This is a genomic window from Sphingomonas phyllosphaerae FA2 (genome assembly GCF_000427645.1).
In the GTDB taxonomy this organism is placed as follows: domain Bacteria; phylum Pseudomonadota; class Alphaproteobacteria; order Sphingomonadales; family Sphingomonadaceae; genus Sphingomonas; species Sphingomonas phyllosphaerae.
In genome coordinates this window covers 2,945,833-2,961,436 of the sequence record NZ_KE386571.1, presented here as the reverse complement: position 1 = coordinate 2,961,436, position 15,604 = coordinate 2,945,833, and the positions used below count along the sequence as shown (strand labels likewise).

General features: G+C 68.6%; 18 protein-coding genes. 8 read left to right on the top strand and 10 right to left on the bottom strand.

All coding sequences use genetic code 11. The features are described from left to right. Both SPHPH_RS0114370 and pabB read right to left on the bottom strand, forming a co-directional pair. Positions 1 to 1,200 carry a pyridoxal phosphate-dependent aminotransferase gene (locus SPHPH_RS0114370; protein WP_028967319.1) on the bottom strand — a complete coding sequence of 400 codons (1,200 nt, stop codon included), beginning with the start codon at positions 1,198 to 1,200 and terminating at the stop codon, positions 1 to 3. Positions 1,201 to 1,248: 48 nt separating this feature from the next. Further along, a complete protein-coding gene (gene pabB / locus SPHPH_RS0114365) occupies positions 1,249 to 2,994 on the bottom strand; it encodes an aminodeoxychorismate synthase component I (protein ID WP_028967318.1) in 1,746 nt (581 codons plus the stop codon). A gap of 113 nt (positions 2,995 to 3,107) precedes the next feature. Between pabB and SPHPH_RS0114360 the strand changes: the two genes are divergently transcribed. From SPHPH_RS0114360 to SPHPH_RS0114330, 7 genes are all read left to right on the top strand, one after another. Then, a complete protein-coding gene (locus tag SPHPH_RS0114360) occupies positions 3,108 to 3,767 on the top strand; it encodes an MBL fold metallo-hydrolase (RefSeq protein WP_028967317.1) in 660 nt (219 codons plus the stop codon). 212 nt (positions 3,768 to 3,979) lie between these two features. Further along, the gene (gene rpmF, locus SPHPH_RS0114355; RefSeq protein WP_028967316.1) at positions 3,980 to 4,159 is read left to right on the top strand and encodes a 50S ribosomal protein L32; all 180 of its coding nucleotides are present in this window, start codon (positions 3,980 to 3,982) and stop codon (positions 4,157 to 4,159) included. A 43-nt stretch (positions 4,160 to 4,202) separates the two neighbouring features. Next, on the top strand, positions 4,203 to 5,237 hold the full coding sequence (gene plsX, locus SPHPH_RS0114350) for a phosphate acyltransferase PlsX (protein WP_028967315.1): 1,035 nt from the start codon (positions 4,203 to 4,205) through the stop codon (positions 5,235 to 5,237). Next, on the top strand, positions 5,234 to 6,214 hold the full coding sequence (locus SPHPH_RS0114345; RefSeq protein WP_028967314.1) for a beta-ketoacyl-ACP synthase III: 981 nt from the start codon (positions 5,234 to 5,236) through the stop codon (positions 6,212 to 6,214). Before plsX ends, SPHPH_RS0114345 begins: the two co-directional genes overlap by 4 nt. A 90-nt stretch (positions 6,215 to 6,304) precedes the next feature. Continuing rightward, on the top strand, positions 6,305 to 6,601 hold the full coding sequence (locus SPHPH_RS0114340; RefSeq protein WP_028967313.1) for an integration host factor subunit alpha: 297 nt from the start codon (positions 6,305 to 6,307) through the stop codon (positions 6,599 to 6,601). 5 nt (positions 6,602 to 6,606) lie between these two features. Continuing rightward, on the top strand, positions 6,607 to 6,945 hold the full coding sequence (locus SPHPH_RS0114335; RefSeq protein ID WP_156026037.1) for a MerR family transcriptional regulator: 339 nt from the start codon (positions 6,607 to 6,609) through the stop codon (positions 6,943 to 6,945). 40 nt (positions 6,946 to 6,985) lie between these two features. Continuing rightward, a complete protein-coding gene (locus SPHPH_RS0114330; RefSeq protein ID WP_028967311.1) occupies positions 6,986 to 7,732 on the top strand; it encodes a polysaccharide deacetylase family protein in 747 nt (248 codons plus the stop codon). Here the strand turns inward: SPHPH_RS0114330 and SPHPH_RS0114325 are convergent. The 8 genes from SPHPH_RS0114325 to pyrE form a co-directional block, all read right to left on the bottom strand. After that, complete coding sequence (locus SPHPH_RS0114325) at positions 7,687 to 8,871, bottom strand: glycosyltransferase (protein ID WP_028967310.1); 1,185 nt, start codon at positions 8,869 to 8,871, stop codon at positions 7,687 to 7,689. The two genes, SPHPH_RS0114330 and SPHPH_RS0114325, sit on opposite strands and share 46 nt — an antisense overlap. Before the next feature lie 15 nt (positions 8,872 to 8,886). Further along, complete coding sequence (locus tag SPHPH_RS0114320; protein WP_028967309.1) at positions 8,887 to 9,408, bottom strand: DUF2141 domain-containing protein; 522 nt, start codon at positions 9,406 to 9,408, stop codon at positions 8,887 to 8,889. Further along, the gene (locus SPHPH_RS0114315; RefSeq protein ID WP_028967308.1) at positions 9,390 to 10,346 is read right to left on the bottom strand and encodes a hypothetical protein; all 957 of its coding nucleotides are present in this window, start codon (positions 10,344 to 10,346) and stop codon (positions 9,390 to 9,392) included. Before SPHPH_RS0114315 ends, SPHPH_RS0114320 begins: the two co-directional genes overlap by 19 nt. A gap of 83 nt (positions 10,347 to 10,429) precedes the next feature. Then, the gene (locus tag SPHPH_RS0114310) at positions 10,430 to 11,524 is read right to left on the bottom strand and encodes an AI-2E family transporter (protein WP_051273034.1); all 1,095 of its coding nucleotides are present in this window, start codon (positions 11,522 to 11,524) and stop codon (positions 10,430 to 10,432) included. Beyond that, positions 11,521 to 12,468, bottom strand: a complete 948-nt coding sequence (lepB, locus tag SPHPH_RS0114305; protein WP_028967306.1) for a signal peptidase I — start codon at positions 12,466 to 12,468, stop codon at positions 11,521 to 11,523. The genes SPHPH_RS0114310 and lepB overlap by 4 nt, the downstream gene beginning before the upstream one ends. A gap of 4 nt (positions 12,469 to 12,472) precedes the next feature. After that, positions 12,473 to 12,892, bottom strand: coding sequence for a holo-ACP synthase (gene acpS / locus SPHPH_RS0114300; RefSeq protein ID WP_028967305.1), 420 nt, complete (start codon positions 12,890 to 12,892; stop codon positions 12,473 to 12,475). After that, positions 12,889 to 13,617, bottom strand: coding sequence for a pyridoxine 5'-phosphate synthase (locus SPHPH_RS0114295; protein WP_028967304.1), 729 nt, complete (start codon positions 13,615 to 13,617; stop codon positions 12,889 to 12,891). The genes acpS and SPHPH_RS0114295 overlap by 4 nt, the downstream gene beginning before the upstream one ends. Before the next feature lie 2 nt (positions 13,618 to 13,619). Continuing rightward, a complete protein-coding gene (gene pyrE, locus SPHPH_RS0114290) occupies positions 13,620 to 14,204 on the bottom strand; it encodes an orotate phosphoribosyltransferase (RefSeq protein WP_028967303.1) in 585 nt (194 codons plus the stop codon). A 190-nt stretch (positions 14,205 to 14,394) separates the two neighbouring features. Between pyrE and coxB the strand changes: the two genes are divergently transcribed. Next, on the top strand, positions 14,395 to 15,600 hold the full coding sequence (gene coxB / locus SPHPH_RS0114285) for a cytochrome c oxidase subunit II (protein ID WP_037488634.1): 1,206 nt from the start codon (positions 14,395 to 14,397) through the stop codon (positions 15,598 to 15,600). Positions 15,601 to 15,604 lie beyond the last annotated feature (4 nt).

Here is a 15,604-nt window from a genome sequence, read left to right as displayed (position 1 = left end):
TTATTTCAGCGCGGCGCACGCCGTCTGGATGCGCTGGCACGCCTCGGTCAGCAGCGCTTCGGAGGTCGCGTAACTGATCCGCATCGCCGGCGAGACGCCGAACGCCACGCCCTGCACCGCCGCGACCTTGGCGTCGTCGAGCAGATAGCCGACGAAATCGCTGTCGGTCTCGATGCGCTTGCCCGCCGGGGTCGACTTGCCGATCACGCCCGCGACGCTGGGATAGACGTAGAAGGCGCCCTCGGGCTTCGGGCAGGTTATGCCCTCGGCGGCGTTGAGCATATTCACAACCAGATCGCGACGGATCTGGAACGCCTGCGCACGCTCCTTCAGGAACGACTGGTCGCCGGTCAGCGCGGCGGTTGCCGCGGCCTGCGCGATCGAGCACGGGTTGCTGGTCGATTGCGACTGGAGCTTGGCCATCGCCTTGATGAGCCACGTCGCGCCGGCCGCGAAGCCGATCCGCCATCCGGTCATCGCATAGGCCTTGGAACAGCCGTTGACGGTCAGCGTCCGCTCGTACAGCGACGGGCAGACCTCGGCGATCGTGGCGAAGCGAAAGTCGTCATAGACGATATGCTCGTACATATCGTCGGCGAAGATCCAGACGTGCGGATGCCGCTCCAGAACCGCGCCCAGCGCCTTCAGCTCGTCGACCGTGTAGGCCGCGCCGGTCGGGTTCGACGGCGAGTTGAGGATCAGCCACTTGGTCTTCGGCGTGATCGCCGCCTCGAGCATCGCCGGGGTCAGCTTGTAGCCGACGTCCGCGCCCGCCGCGACGATCACCGGGGTCGCGCCCGCGAACTGCACCACGTCCGGGTAGCTGACCCAGTAAGGCGCGGGAACGATCACCTCGTCGCCCGCATCGAGCGTCGCGACCAGCGCGTTGAACAGCGTGTGCTTGCCGCCGACGTTCACGGTGATCTGCGCCGGGGTATAATCCAGGCCATTGTCGCGCTTGAACTTCGCGACGATCGCGTCCTTCAGCTCCGCAGTGCCGTCGACATTGGTGTATTTCGTCTTGCCGGCGCGAATCGCCTCGATCGCGGCCTCTTTCACGAAGTCGGGCGTATCGAAATCGGGTTCGCCCGCGCCCAATCCGATCACGTCGACGCCGGCCCGCTTCAGCTCCAGCACGCGGCTGGTGATCGCCAGCGTCGGGGAGGGATTGATGCGGTCGAGCGCGGCGGAGGTGTGCATGATGGGCGCCTTTGACTAGGAAGCGCTGCGCCTATGCGACGGCCGGCCTCATTGTGCAACCGCGAGCGTCGCTCGCATTAGTCCGCGCAACGCATTCCCGACGAACAGCCCGTCACGCAGGTCGTCAACGGTCAGATCGCCCTCGACCGCCTGCGCGGTGTCGAGCAACTCGCCGCGCAGGACGCCCGGCAACAGCGGACCGGCGGGCGGCGTGACCAATGTATCGCCGCGCGGCACGAACAGGTTGGTGAAGCTGCCCTCCGTCAGCCGCCCGTCGGGCGTGAAGAACAGCACCTCGTCCGCCCCGCTTGCGGCGCGCGCGGCGTCGTAGAAGCGCCGGTCGCTGGTCTTGTGACGCAGCCGCCAGTCGCGCTCGCCGACCGGTAGGGGGGCGAGCGCGACTCGCAGCGGTCGATCGGGGGCGGGCGGGGCGGCAGCGACCTCAATCGCGATCGCGCCGGTCTGCGACACCATCAACCGGACGCGCGCGGCGGCGCGCAGCCGGAAGGTCGCGGCCTGCAACTCGTTGCGGGCGTCGTGACGGTCGAAGGTGAACCCCAGCGCCGCCGCGCTGGTGCGCAATCGTTCGAGATGACGCTCGATACGCAGCACGCCTTCGTCGGGGTCGAAGGCCATCGTCTCCAGCAGGTCGACGCGGCGGCGCGCGCCGGCGAGGAACGCCGCCTTCGCCATCGCCTCGTCCCATTCGTCCTCGACGCGCGAATCGGCGACGATCCCGCCACCGATGCCGATCACGGCATGATCCGCGCCGTCGTCGATCGTCAGCGTGCGGATCGCGACGTTGAATGCCGCGCTGCCGTCCGCATCGATGCGGCCGATCGCGCCGGTGTAGGCCCCGCGCGGGGTGCCACGCTCGACCGCCGCGATCGCCTGCATCGCCCGGACCTTCGGCGCGCCAGTGATCGAGCCGCACGGGAAGAGCGCGGAGAGGACGTCGACCGAATCGTGCCCGGGGGCGAGCGCCGCGGTGACCTTCGAGGTCAGTTGATGCACGGTCGGGTAGCGTTCGACCGCGAACAGATCGGGCACCGCCACGCTGCCCGCCACCGCGACGCGCGACAGGTCGTTGCGCATCAGGTCGACGATCATCAGATTTTCCGCGCGCTGCTTGGCATCGGCGGCGAGCGAGCGGGCGACCGCGAGGTCGATCGCGGGATCGGGGTGGCGGCGCGCGGTGCCCTTCATCGGGCGGCTGACCAGCGCATCGCCGTCACGGGTGAAGAATAGCTCGGGCGACAGCGACAGGATCGTCTGCGTGCCGGTCGCAACCAGCGCGCTCCATCCCGCGCCCGCCGCCTGCCGCAACCCCGCGTAGAGCGCGAGCGGATCGCCGATGAACGGCACGCGTGCGCGGAACGTGAGGTTGAGTTGGTACAGATCGCCCGCGCGGATCAGCGCCTGCGCCGCGTCGAACATCGCGCGATAATCGACGCGCGATGGCTCGGGCTCCGGCACGCCGGTCCATGCGCCGGCCGGATCGGGAAGCAGCGCGGCGACATCCGCGATCTCCTGATGCCCGTCGAACAGCCCGAACCACGCCAGCGGGGTCGTGGAGGCGGGCTCGCTACCCACCGCCGGCTCGAACGCCGCACCTGCGCCATAAGACAGGAAACCCGCCGCGGCGCCCGGCCACGCACGGACCGCCGCAAGCAGATCGTGCACCTCGGCTGGCGTCCAGGCGGTGAGCACGCGCTGCGGCGCCTGATACAGCCTCGCGCGGTCAAGCCCCGACCGGGCATCATGGAGCAGCACGAAGGGAGCGGCGAGACGCATCGCCTCCCTTGATGCCCGCAGGTCGTTACGCCTGCAAGCCGCGTTGCGTCCGACCAAGGTCGAAGTTAAGCCCCGCGGCACCGGCGATCCCGCATCCCGGCAGGAGTTTCCCGATGACCGACACCCCGCTGCGCGCCGCGATCGTTCCCGTCACCGCGATCGAGCAGAATTGCACGCTGATCTGGTGCACCGCGACGATGAAGGCGGCGGTGGTCGATCCCGGCGGCGACCTGCCGCGCATCCTGTCGGCGGTCGAGCAGGCGGGAGTGACGGTCGAGAAAATCCTGCTGACCCACGGCCATATCGACCATGCCGGGGAGGCGAAGCCGCTGGCCGAGCAATTGGGCGTGCCGATCGAGGGGCCGCACGAGGACGACCGGTTCTGGCTGGCACGGCTGGACGAGGACGGGCGCAACTGGGGGATCCGCGGCGTGGTGTTCGAGCCGGATCGCTGGCTGGTGGATGGCGACACGGTGACGGTCGGCGACCTGACGCTGGACGTCTATCACACGCCGGGGCACACCGCGGGGCATGTGATTTTCCACCACGCGCCGTCGCGATTCGCGCAGGTAGGCGACGTGCTGTTCCAGGGCTCGGTCGGGCGCACCGACCTGCCGCAAGGCAATCACAAGCAATTGATCGAATCGATCGTGACCAAGCTGTGGCCGCTCGGCGACGCGACGACGTTCATCCCCGGTCACGGCAAGCCGAGCACCTTCGCGCACGAGCGCGCACACAACATGTTCGTCAGCGACAGCGCGCTTTCCGCCTGAGAGGGACACGACCGCCCGCTCCGGGCGTTGGCGGGATGGAGGTCATGTGACGGGCTTTACTTGCAACCGCCGGGGAATTCGCTATAGGCGCGGGGCTTCGCGATGCGAGCCGATGCCCGGCTGTCTGCCGCGGTCGGTGCTCGCACCGTCCGCGCGGCGCCGTGCACCGGCTCGTCGCTCTTATGAAATACTAGACAGATCAAGGTGCCACGATGGCCGTCCCCAAGCGAAAGACTTCTCCCTCCCGCCGTGGCATGCGCCGCGCGCACGACGCTCTGTCGGTCGAGGCGTTCCAGGAATGCCCGAACTGCGGCGAGCTGAAGCGCCCGCACAACCTGTGCACCGCGTGCGGTCACTACAATGGTCGCGAGGTCATCGCGGTCGACGCCTGAGCCTGACCGGGTGCAGGCACAGCTTCGGGAGCGAGGTTCAGTGATATCCGACAGGTCCCGGATCGCCGTCGATGCGATGGGCGGTGACGAGGGGCTGGCGGTGATGCTGGCCGGGGTGGCGCGTGCGTGCCGCCGCTACGACGACGTCAACTATCTGTTGGTCGGCGACGAAGCGGCGATTCGCGAGGGGCTGTCCCAGCATCCCAATCTCGCCCAGCATTCCGAAATCGTGCACGCTCCCGACGTGATTGCGGGCGACGAGAAGCCGAGCCAGGCGATCCGTCGCGCCAAGACGACGTCGATGGGCGTCGCGATCGACTGCGTGAAGCAGGGGCGCGCCGCCGCGGCGGTGTCTGCCGGCAACACCGGCGCGTTGATGGCGATGGCGAAGCTGTCGTTGCGGACGATGCGCGGCATCGACCGCCCGGCGCTGGCGGCGCTGCTGCCGACGCTCGGCGACAATGACTGCGTGATGCTCGACCTCGGTGCGAATACCGAATGCGATGCGCGCAACCTCGTGCAGTTCGCGGTGATGGGGGCGGCCTATGCGCGCACCACGTTGGAGCTGGACGCGCCGCGGGTCGCGCTGCTCAACATCGGCAGCGAGGACCAGAAGGGCACCGGCGAGATCCGCGACGCTGCGCAGATGCTGCGCGCCGCTCCGCACCTGCCGATGAAGTTCACCGGCTTCGTCGAGGGCGACCGGTTGTCGCGCGGCGAGCATGACGTGATCGTCTGCGACGGTTTCTCGGGCAATATCGCGCTCAAGACCGCCGAGGGTACCGCGCGCTTTGTCGCCGATCTGCTCAAGCGCGCGTTCCGCAGCTCGGTTCGATCGAAGGTCGGCTTCCTGATCTCGCGTCCGGCGACCGAGCTGCTGCGCGATCACCTCGATCCCAACAATCACAATGGTGCGGTCTTCCTCGGGCTCAACGGGCTGGTGGTGAAGAGCCACGGCAGCGCGAACGAGCGCGGGGTGGCGACCGCGATCGGCAACGCGGCGAAGATGGTGCGCGCCGACCTGACGCGCCGGATCATCGAAGACCTGCGCCACTTCGAAGCGAAGGCGGCGGCATGATCCGTGCCGTGCTGACGGGCACGGGCAGCGCGCTGCCCGCCCGCCGCGTCTCCAATGCCGAGCTGGCCGAGCAGGTCGATACGTCCGATGAATGGATCGTCGAGCGCACCGGCATCCGCTTCCGCCATATCGCGGGCGAGGACGAGACGACCGCGACGCTGGCGCGCGACGCGGCAACCGCCGCGATCGCCGCGGCGGGGCTGACGGCGGGCGACATCGACTTGATCGTGCTCGCGACTGCCACCCCCGACAACACCTTTCCCGCAACCGCCACCAAGGTGCAGGCGATGCTGGGGATCGACGACTGCGTCGCCTTCGACGTCGCGGCGGTGTGCTCGGGCTTCCTTTATGCGGTGCAGGTCGCCGACAGCATGATCCGCGCCGGGGCGCACCGGCGTGCGCTGGTGATCGGGGCCGAGACGTTCAGCCGTATCCTCGACTGGGAGGATCGCACCACCTGCGTGCTGTTCGGCGACGGCGCTGGGGCGATCGTGCTGGAAGCGCGTGATTCGGTCGACGACGTCGCCGATGCCGGCGCGCGCGGCATCCTCGCCACGCGGCTGCATGCCGATGGTCGCCATAATGGGTTGCTTTATGTCGACGGCGGACCGTCCACGACCGGGACAGTCGGCAAGCTCCGGATGAAGGGTCGCGAGGTGTTCCGCCACGCGGTGGTCAATCTGGCGGCGGTGATGGAAGAGGCATTGCAGGCCACCGGGCTGCCCACCGATGCGGTCGACTGGGTGGTTCCGCATCAGGCGAATGCGCGGATTCTCGACGCAACGGCGCGCAAACTTTCCCTTCCTTCTGAAAAGGTTGTGGTCACCGTCGACCAGCATGCGAACACCTCTGCTGCCTCGGTTCCGCTCGCGCTCGATCAAGCGGTGCGCGATGGCCGCATCCTTCCCGGACACCTCGTCGTGCTGGAGGCAATGGGCGGCGGTTTTACGTGGGGCGCGGCAATTATTCGCATGTGACCCGCAATCGCCGGCTGCATCGACAAGTCGCATGCGGCGTTATAAGCCGCCCGAATTGTATAACCTTTCCGGGGGGTAGAGGTAGAGCCGATGACTGAAGCTGGTACGTTGACGCGCGCTGATCTGGCCGAATCGCTGCACAAGCAGGTGGGACTGTCCCGTGCGGACTCGTCGCGCCTCGTGGAGCAGATTCTCGACCGCATGTGCGGCGCGCTCCAGAATGGTGAGAACGTCAAGATTTCGGGGTTCGGCACGTTCGTGCTGCGCGACAAGGGCGAGCGGATCGGCCGCAACCCCAAGACCGGCGTCGAGGTGCCGATCGCGCCGCGCCGCGTGCTGACGTTCCGCGCCAGTCAGATGATGCGCGACCGCATCGTCGCGGGCTGAGCGCCTTGGCGTCGGACGCCAAATCCGCCGCCGCGTTTCGCACTATCGGCGAGGTCGCTCAGGCGACCGGCCTCGCCCCGCATATCCTGCGTTATTGGGAAAGTCGCTTCCCGCAGCTCCGGCCGGTGACGCGCGCGGGCAACCGCCGCTATTATCGGCCGGAGGATGTGGCGCTGGTCGCGCGGATCGACCGGCTGCTCAATCGCGAGGGCTATACGATCAAGGGCGTCCAGCAATTGCTGGCGCGCGAGCCTGTCGCGATGCCCGATCCGGCGCCCGTCGTCGCGACGCCGTCGCTGGTGGCGATCCGCGACCTGCTCGCCAAGGCACTGGCCGACGACTGAGACTTGCGCCGGCCCGGCCGGGTGCGCAAGTGCTGACGCGATGAAGCGTCTGCTCGCCTCCATTCACGATGTCTCGCCGCGGTTCGAGCGCGAGGTCGATCTGCTGCTCGACCGTCTGACGCCGTATGTCGGACAGCGTCTGGCGATGCTGGTCGTCGCGGATCACTGGGGCAGCGCGCCGCTGACCCCTGCGTTCGGCGCACGGCTGCGGCACTGGGCCGACGCCGGGATCGAGATGTTCGTGCACGGGTGGTTCCACCGCGACGACAGCGCGCACCGCGGCGTGGCGGCGGTGAAGGCGCGGCGGATGACGGCCGGCGAGGGCGAGTTTCTGGGGCTCGACCATGCCGAGGCGCTGGCGCGGATGCGGCGCGGCAAGACATTGCTGGAACAGACGATCGGGCGCCCGGCGGCGGGGTTCATCGCGCCGGCGTGGCTTTATTCTGAGGGTGCGCGCGCGGCATTATCGGACGCCGGCTTTGCGTTGGCCGAGGATCACGCCCGCGTGTGGGTGCCGGGCGGGGCCGTCGTCGCGCGCGGGCCGGTCGTCACCTGGGCGAGCCGTAGCCACGCTCGCGCGCTCAGCTCGCTCGCCGCTGCGTCGGTGCTGCGGCACGCGCTACGGCCCGTCCCGACGGTCCGCGTGGCGGTTCATCCGGGCGACGTGACCCGCCCGGCGTTGTTGCGCAGCATCGACCGGACCTTCGCGGCCTTCACCTCCCGCGGACGTCGGCCCGCAGCCTATGCCGATTTGCTGACCAGCCCGCGCGCCTCAATCAACGACTGATAGTGCGCGATCAGCGCCTGCGTATGCTCGCGGTCGCTCCACACCTTCGGCGCGGCGATCGCGGCGGCGCGGCGGAGCAGCGGCTGGTCGCGAGAAGCGAGCGCGACGATCGCGCGCGCGCAGTCATAGGCGTTGCCGCTGCGATACCATTCGCCGAACTCGGGCTTCGCCACCGCCGATGCGCCGCCGCGATCCGGAACGATCAACGGCAGGCCTGAGGCGAGCGCCTCCGACGCGACCAGCCCGAACGTCTCAGTATCGCATCCGTGGATGAAGGCGTCGGCGCTCGCCATGATCGAGGCAAGCTGCCCGCGATGGTAGATCGGCTGGAACATCCGCACATGCGGGCTTTCGGCGATATGGCGCTCCAGCGTCCGCGTGTCCGGCCCCAGTCCCAGCAAGACCAGCCCGACCGGCAGCTTCGCCCCTGCGCGCCGCACCGCGTCGATCACCATCGGCCAGCGCTTTTCGGGATGATGCCGCCCGACCCCGATCAGCAGGAACGCATCCTCGGGAAGCCCGCATTGCTCGAGCATTGCGGCGCGTAGCGACGCGCTGCGCAGCGCCGGCGAAAAATGCTCGCGCTCGATCCCCAGCGGCATGGTGGCGTCGATCCGCACGCCGCGCGCGCGCAGCCGCTCGGTCAGCACCGGGCCGTTGGTGACGACGGTGTCGAACCGGTCGAGCCAGCGGTTCATGTAGCGATCGTACCAGCTGAACGCGCGCTCGATCGTCGATTCGGAGGCGACGCGCGAGAACCACCGCTTGGGGTAGGTTTCCAGATTGTCGTTGTGCATGAACCACGAGCGCACCGCATCGCCCTGCCAGTCGGCGACGATCGCCGCCGAGCGCCACGGCGCACAATTCTCGACCACATCGGGGCGGTAATGGTCGAGTAGTTCGTGGATCGGCGCCGCCTCCCAGAACAACCCGTAATTCGAGTCGAACGGAATGCCTGGCGATTTCACATAATGAATGCGCGCGCCGCCGGGCCGTTCCTCGACGCGATCCTCGCGCCCGGGGGCGATCACGATCTGCTGGTGCCCCATCTCGGACATCAGCGCCATCTTGCGATCGAGGTACGAACGTACCCCGCCGCCGGTTGGCGAGTAGAATTCGTTGACGTCGACGATCCGCATGGTCCCGTCTCCCAATCAGCGCATGAAGCCGAAGCCGCCCAACCCGCGCAGATATTGCGCGCGGATCGTGGTGCGGGTGATGCCGGGGCCGACGTCGATCAGCGCATCGGCCAATTTGGGGCGCGCGCGCCCGATCTTGTGGTTGCTGGGGAAGCCGGCGCCGTCGCTCCAGAAGTTGAACTTGCGCTTGCCGTCGCGGTCATGGCCCAGGAACAAGGCATAGCGGCCCGGGCGCGGCACGCGGATGCAAATCGCGGCGTCGCCGGTAGCGGGCGGCGCGATCGTCACGCGGCGGAAGAACTTGCCCTCACGCGCCAGATCGTCGTCGCCGGCCAGAAAGTCCTTCTCGTTGGGCGGGTAGAGTTCCAGCTTCAGCGTGCCGGTGCGGTCCTTCAGCCCGGTGACGGTGGCAAGGATCGCCGGCCCCTGCTGCGCGGTGCAGGCCGCGGCATCGCTGCCCAGCACCTGCGCGCCCGCCGCGGGCGCGACAAGCGGGAGCAGCCCGGCCAGGGCAATCGTCAGCGTCCGTCGCGCCATGCGCGCATCCTTTCCGTCACATATACCGCACCGAACAGCAGTAGCAGCAGCCCGTGCATCACCAGGGTTGACGCTGCGGTGAACGCCATCAGGTCCGACAACGCACGATCATGCCCGATGACCAGGATCGCGAAGTTGGCGAAAAGCAGGTCTTTGTTGGGCAGGAACGGCAAACGCGACACCAATTGCCGCCCGGCGACCAGAAACAGCCACATGCCGATCGACACGCTGGGCATCGCCCAGGCCCAGGCCAGCGCGATGAAGACGCAGGTGGCGCCGATCCGCAGCAGATCGATCCAGAAGATGAACCACAGGTCGCGACGCGGCAGCGAGAAGACGCGCTTGGAAAACAGGATCAGCCCGAGCGAGATCGCGGTGGCGAACACCAGCGACCAGATCATGCCCTCGATCACCTCGGGCGAGATCAGCTGGTAGCCGAGTGGCAACGCGACCGTGCCGAGCAGCAAGGCGGTGACGTTCCCGGTGATGCCGGAGACGATGCTGACGTCCTTCACCGCCCCGAACGGCGCGGTCACCATATCCAGCCGCGCGCGCGCCCAGGCGTAGAAATAGGCATCGCCCGAATAGCCGATCAGGATGTCGTTCGCGATCCGCTTCCGGTTGAGCGCCGGGAAGGCGGCGGGCGGCACGTCCCACAACCGGCGGAAGATCACGAAGTCGCAGATCGGCAGCGCGAAATAGGAGGCGAGGAAGAAGAGGTAGAAGCCCCAGGATTCCGGCACCGCCCGCTTGATCCCGGCCAATCCGTGATCGAACAGCTCGTGACCGACGCCGATCAGCGTCGCGACGGTGAGGATCGTCGCCAGCAACGCGGGCCAGCGACGCCGGAGCGTCAGGACCGGCTTCAACGCGACCAACGGAGCGGCGTCGGCGACGGGCTTGGTCGAGGGGGTTGAGGAGTGCTCGTCGACGCGCAATCGGTTGTTCCTGCGCCCGTTGCAGACGGGTGGCGCGCTGTAGCAGCGTCGGGCGGGGCGCGCCAGCCGTGCCGCGTGCGGCCTCAGTCCCGCGCCCGGCTGTCCTCGGCGTTCTCGGAACGGCGCTCCATCGCGGTCTTCAGGATCGCGGTCATCGGATCGGCGAGCGCCAGCCCCATGATCCCGAACAGGGCGCTGGCGAGGATCTGCGCGCCGAGCGTCAGCGCCGGGGGCAGATCGACGGTGCGCTTGGCGACCATCGGGATCACGACATAGCCGTCGAAGGTCTGCACGACGATATAGACGACGATCGCCAGCACGCCGGTGTGGACACCCGCCGAAAAGCCTACCGCGACCATCAGCGCCCCGGAAATGAACGCGCCGATATTGGGGATGAAGGCCAGCAGACCGGTGAGGATGCCGAGGATCATCGCCATCGGTACCCCGACGATCCACAAGGCGATCGCGGTCAGCACGCCCTCGAACGCCATGCCGAGCAGGCGTCCGGCGAGCAGCCGGCGCAGCGTCTGCGCCATGCGCTTCAGCGTCACTGCAAATTCGACGCGGTTGCGTTCGGGCACCATCCATTGCAGCCCGCGCTCATAGCCATGCGGATCGATCGCGACGAACAGCCCGAGCACGACGATCATGAACCCGCTGGTCAGTGCGCCGGCAGCGGTGCCCAGCCAGCTCGTGACACGCCCCAACGACGACATCGCCTGTTTCGCGACGCCGCTCAGGTCGCTGGCGCCCGGCATCAGCCCCTGCGCGCTCAGCCAGCCGCTGACGCGCAGCACCTGCACCTCGACGGTCGAGCGGAGCTGTTGCGCCTGCGCGGTGATCTGGACGCCGGCGAGATAGAAGGTGCCGAGCAGGAAAGCGATCGTCAGCAAACAGACGATCAGCAACCGCCAGCTGCGCCCGATCGGCAGCACCCGCCCGAGCAGCCGTACCCCGCCATCGAGCAATGCCGCGAAGACGAGCGCGGCGAAGATGATGAGCAACGGCTGGACGAGCAACACGACCAGCGCGATCGCGCTGGCCATACCCAGCCAGACCGCAGCGCGGCGGATTTCGTCGCGGGTTGATTCGTCGCGCACTTCGGTGGGGCTCGCGCCGGCGCGGACGCGGACCCGCTCGCCACCGGCATCGATCCGCACCTCGGGCGTGTCGCTCATGGGACGCGCGTCGGGTGGAGCGAGGTGCCAGCGCGGCCGCCGCGCAGCGCGCGCGGCCAGCTCAGGGGGTTCCAGCCGGCGCTGCCGTCGACCGAGAAGGTGATGAATTCGGCGCGGCCACCGATATTTTCATAAGGTACCGGGCCGCCTAGTCCGCGCTCGAACCCGCCGAGCGCGAAGCGGCTGTCGGCGGAGCGGTCGCGATTGTCGCCCATCAGGAAGACGTGGTTGGCCGGAATCGTCACCGGGCCGTAATTGTCGCCGGCACTGTCGGGTTCCAGATCGACCGTGTCATAGCGGCGACCGTTGGGCAGCGTTTCGGTGATGATCGGCAAATGGCAGACCGCAGTGCCGTCTGCACGCTCCCGTAGGGCGCCCGGATATTGCGCGGGATCGCAGGTCGCGTTCGCATCGACCGGCAAGTCGCGATAATGAAGCGGGCCGCGCGCCACCGGCTTGCCGTTGAGGATCACGACGCCGCCGCGCACCGCCAGCGTGTCGCCCGGCAGGCCGATCACGCGCTTGATATAATCGCTCGACTGGCCGGGCGGGGTGACGATCACCACGTCGCCGCGCTCGGGCAGGCTGCCCCAGATGCGGCCGTGGATGAAGGGCACTTGCACCGACCAGCTGTCGACCGGCTGGTGGAGCAAGGTGCCGCGAACAATCGCGACCGGATCGGGGATCGTCGGCGAGACGAACGACCAGCCATAAGCGAATTTGGACACCACCAGCCGATCGCCGACCAGCAATCCGGGCAGCATCGATTCGCTGGGGATATAGAAGGGCTTGGCGATGAAGCTGTGGAAGCCGAGCACCGCCAGCAACAGCCAGAACAGTCCCTTGATCTCGCCCCACCAGTCAAAGCCGGTGCGCGGCGCGGGCGTCTCGGCCGTGGCGGGCGGGGGCGTGTGGTCGCCGGTCAATGCGATATCCTCTGCCACGCGGTCACTCGGCTCCTGCATGTCGGTCGGCGATGGCCTCGATGATGACGAATGCCTGCGCCCAGGGATGGTCGTCGGTCAATGTCAGATGGATGCGTACGCTGTGCCCGGCGGGGATCATCCCCTCGAGCCGCGCCTTCGCGCCGCCGGTCAGCGCCAGCGTCGGCGCGCCGGAGGGGGCGTTGACGACGCCGATGTCCTTCATGAACACCCCGGCCTTGAACCCGGTGCCGACCGCCTTGGAGAAGGCTTCCTTCGCGGCGAAGCGCTTGGCGAGCGTTCCGGCCTTGGTGAACGGGCGGCGATCGGCCTTTGCCCGCTCTACATCGGTGAAGACACGCGCCTCGAAGCGTTTGCCGAAGCGCTCGAGCGAGTGCGCGATCCGCTCGATATTGCACAGGTCGGAGCCGAGCCCGACGATCAACGGGCTTCGTCCATCGACGCCTTCATGCGGCGCACGCTGTCCTCCAGCCCGGTGAAGATCGCCTCGCCGATCAGAAAATGGCCGATGTTCAGCTCCCGCACCTGCGGGATCGCCGCCACGGGCATGACATTGTCGAAGGTGAGGCCATGCCCGGCGTGAACCTCGATCCCGTTCTTCGCCGCGAGCGCCGCGGCATCGGCGAGCCGGCGCAGCTCGGCGGTGCGCGCCTCCCCGTCCAGCTCGGCGTAGCGGCCGGTGTGCAGCTCGACGACCGGCGCACCGAGCGCGACCGCCGCGGCGATTTGGCGCGGGTCGGGCTCGATGAACAGCGAAACGCGGATGTTCGCCGCGCCGAGTTCGCGGACCATCGGCGCAAGCCGGTCATGCTGCCCGGCGGCGTCGATCCCGCCCTCGGTGGTGCGCTCCTCGCGCTTCTCGGGGACGATGCAGGCAGCGTGCGGGCGATGGCGCAGCGCGATCGCGAGCATCTCGTCGGTCGCGGCCATCTCCAGATTGAGCGGGATCGCCAGTTCGGCGGAGAGCCGTGCGATGTCCGCGTCGGTGATGTGGCGGCGATCCTCGCGCAGATGCGCGGTGATCCCGTCCGCGCCGGCCTGTGCCGCGAGCAGTGCGGCGCGCACCGGATCGGGCAACCCGCCGCCGCGCGCGTTCCGCACCGTCGCGACATGGTCGATATTGACCCCGAGGCGCAAGGGGCCGGCCATCGTCACGCCGCCGCCCGGCTGCCCGGCTTGATCGCCGGGATCGCTTGCAGTTCAGGGGGTAGATCGTCGGGCTGATAGGTCGGGACCTCCAGCCAGATCAGCCGGAAGAACGGCACGCCGATGTCGGCGGTGCCGTTCGAGCGATCGACCAGCGCCGCGCCGGCGATCACCCGCCCGCCGGCCGCCTCGATCGCCTTGATCGCCTCGCGGCTCGACAGGCCAGTGGTGACGACGTCCTCCATCATCAGCACTTCCTGCCCGGGCTCCAGCCGAAAGCCGCGGCGCAGCTCGAAGGTGCCGGTCGGGCGTTCGACGAACATCGCGTCGACGTCGAGCGCGCGCGCCATCTCCTGCCCGGCGATCACCCCGCCCATCGCCGGGGCGACGACCGCGGTGATCCGTGCGCGCAGTTCGGCGGGGAGGCGCGTCGCCAGCGCCTCGGCCAGCCGCGCGGCGCGACGCGGGTTCATCAGCACGCGCGCGCATTGCAGGTAGCGCGGGCTGCGCAACCCCGAGGAAAGGATGAAATGCCCTTCCAGCAGCGCATCGGCAGCGCGGAATTCGGCGAGCACGTCGTCGTCGGTCATCGTGTGCTTGGTCTCCTGCGCGCGCCATAGAAGCCCGCCCGCGCGCGCGCAACGCGCCTCGGCGGAGAAAAGCGCGGACGCACGCCCCCTTGAGGCGAGGGGATGCCATGCTATAGGCAGGTGCAGGAGGGGCGCTTCGATACGCCCGGTACGCGAATGCGCGCACCACCACAGGGGTGACGATAAAAAGATGCTGAGAACCGGGATCAAGGGTTGGGTATTGGCAGCGGGCTTCGCGCTGACCGCCCTGACAGGCGCGGGTAGCGCAGGTGCGCAGACGCCGGCTCCGGCCGCGACCTCGCCCGCCACTGCGGCCACCGCGGCGCCGAGCGGGCTGCGCCCCGCCGATTCGAATCAGGGTCAGGCCGGCGGCACCGTGCAAAAGGCCGATGCCGCGCCGCAATCGCCCGCGCTGGCGATGGACGGCGCACCGGCCTTCAACGCCACCACGTCGGCGCCCGGCGTCGGGCAGCCGCTCGACGGCGTGATCCACATCCAGCCGCAGGTCACCAAGAATGGTCTGCGCGCGCACTGGTTTCACGATCGCATCCTCTTCCCGCTGATCACGATCATCTCGCTGCTGGTGCTGGTGCTGCTGGTGGTGGTGATGGTGAAGTTCCGCGCCAGCGCGAACCCGGTGCCGTCGCGCACCAGCCACAACACCTTTATCGAGGTGGTATGGACGCTGGTGCCGGTGCTGATCCTCGTCGCGATCGCGGTGCCGTCGATCGGGCTGTTGCAGGCGCAGTTCAAGCCCGCCCCGGCCGGCGCGGTGACGCTGAAGGCGATCGGCAATCAGTGGTTCTGGAGCTACCAATATCCGGATCACGGCGGGATCGAGATCACCGCCAACATGCTGAAGGAAGGCAATCAGGTCGCCCCGGGCGAGCGCGCGCGCACCGACGCCGACGGCCCGCGCCTGCTGGCGGCCGACAATCGCGTCGTGTTGCCGGTCGGCGTGCCGATCCGCCTGATCACCACCGCTAATGACGTCATCCACAGCTGGGCGGTGCCGGCGTTCTGGATCAAGCTCGACGCGATCCCGGGTCGGCTGAACGAGACCAGCTTCACGATCGACAAGCCCGGCCTCTATTTCGGCCAGTGCAGCGAATTGTGCGGCGCGCGCCACGCGTTCATGCCGATCGCGGTCGAGGCGGTCACTCCGGCGCAGTTCGCCGCCTGGGTGCGCGCCAAGGGCGGCTCGATGCCGGCGCCGGGCAAGGCGTCCGACGCCGTGATCCCACAGCCGGGCGCAGACAATTCCGCCGCCGCGGCGGACGAGGCGGCGGTCGCCAATGCGATCACCGGCCCGACCGAGAACGGGACCGACACTCCCACCACCTCCCCGCAGGGCGCCACCGGCAATCCGGGCGGCGTCGGCGAAGCCGGACGCTAAGATC

Coding starts and splice junctions, on each gene's coding strand:
- SPHPH_RS0114325 (WP_028967310.1), bottom strand. CDS start 8,871: ATGCGGATCGTCGACGTCAACGAATTCTACTCGCCAACCGGCGGCGGG.
- SPHPH_RS0114340 (WP_028967313.1), top strand. CDS start 6,305: ATGACTGAAGCTGGTACGTTGACGCGCGCTGATCTGGCCGAATCGCTG.
- SPHPH_RS0114295 (WP_028967304.1), bottom strand. CDS start 13,617: ATGGCCGGCCCCTTGCGCCTCGGGGTCAATATCGACCATGTCGCGACG.
- SPHPH_RS0114360 (WP_028967317.1), top strand. CDS start 3,108: ATGACCGACACCCCGCTGCGCGCCGCGATCGTTCCCGTCACCGCGATC.
- SPHPH_RS0114310 (WP_051273034.1), bottom strand. CDS start 11,524: ATGAGCGACACGCCCGAGGTGCGGATCGATGCCGGTGGCGAGCGGGTC.
- rpmF (WP_028967316.1), top strand. CDS start 3,980: ATGGCCGTCCCCAAGCGAAAGACTTCTCCCTCCCGCCGTGGCATGCGC.
- SPHPH_RS0114330 (WP_028967311.1), top strand. CDS start 6,986: ATGAAGCGTCTGCTCGCCTCCATTCACGATGTCTCGCCGCGGTTCGAG.
- pyrE (WP_028967303.1), bottom strand. CDS start 14,204: ATGACCGACGACGACGTGCTCGCCGAATTCCGCGCTGCCGATGCGCTG.
- SPHPH_RS0114320 (WP_028967309.1), bottom strand. CDS start 9,408: ATGGCGCGACGGACGCTGACGATTGCCCTGGCCGGGCTGCTCCCGCTT.
- SPHPH_RS0114345 (WP_028967314.1), top strand. CDS start 5,234: ATGATCCGTGCCGTGCTGACGGGCACGGGCAGCGCGCTGCCCGCCCGC.
- pabB (WP_028967318.1), bottom strand. CDS start 2,994: ATGCGTCTCGCCGCTCCCTTCGTGCTGCTCCATGATGCCCGGTCGGGG.
- coxB (WP_037488634.1), top strand. CDS start 14,395: ATGCTGAGAACCGGGATCAAGGGTTGGGTATTGGCAGCGGGCTTCGCG.
- SPHPH_RS0114370 (WP_028967319.1), bottom strand. CDS start 1,200: ATGCACACCTCCGCCGCGCTCGACCGCATCAATCCCTCCCCGACGCTG.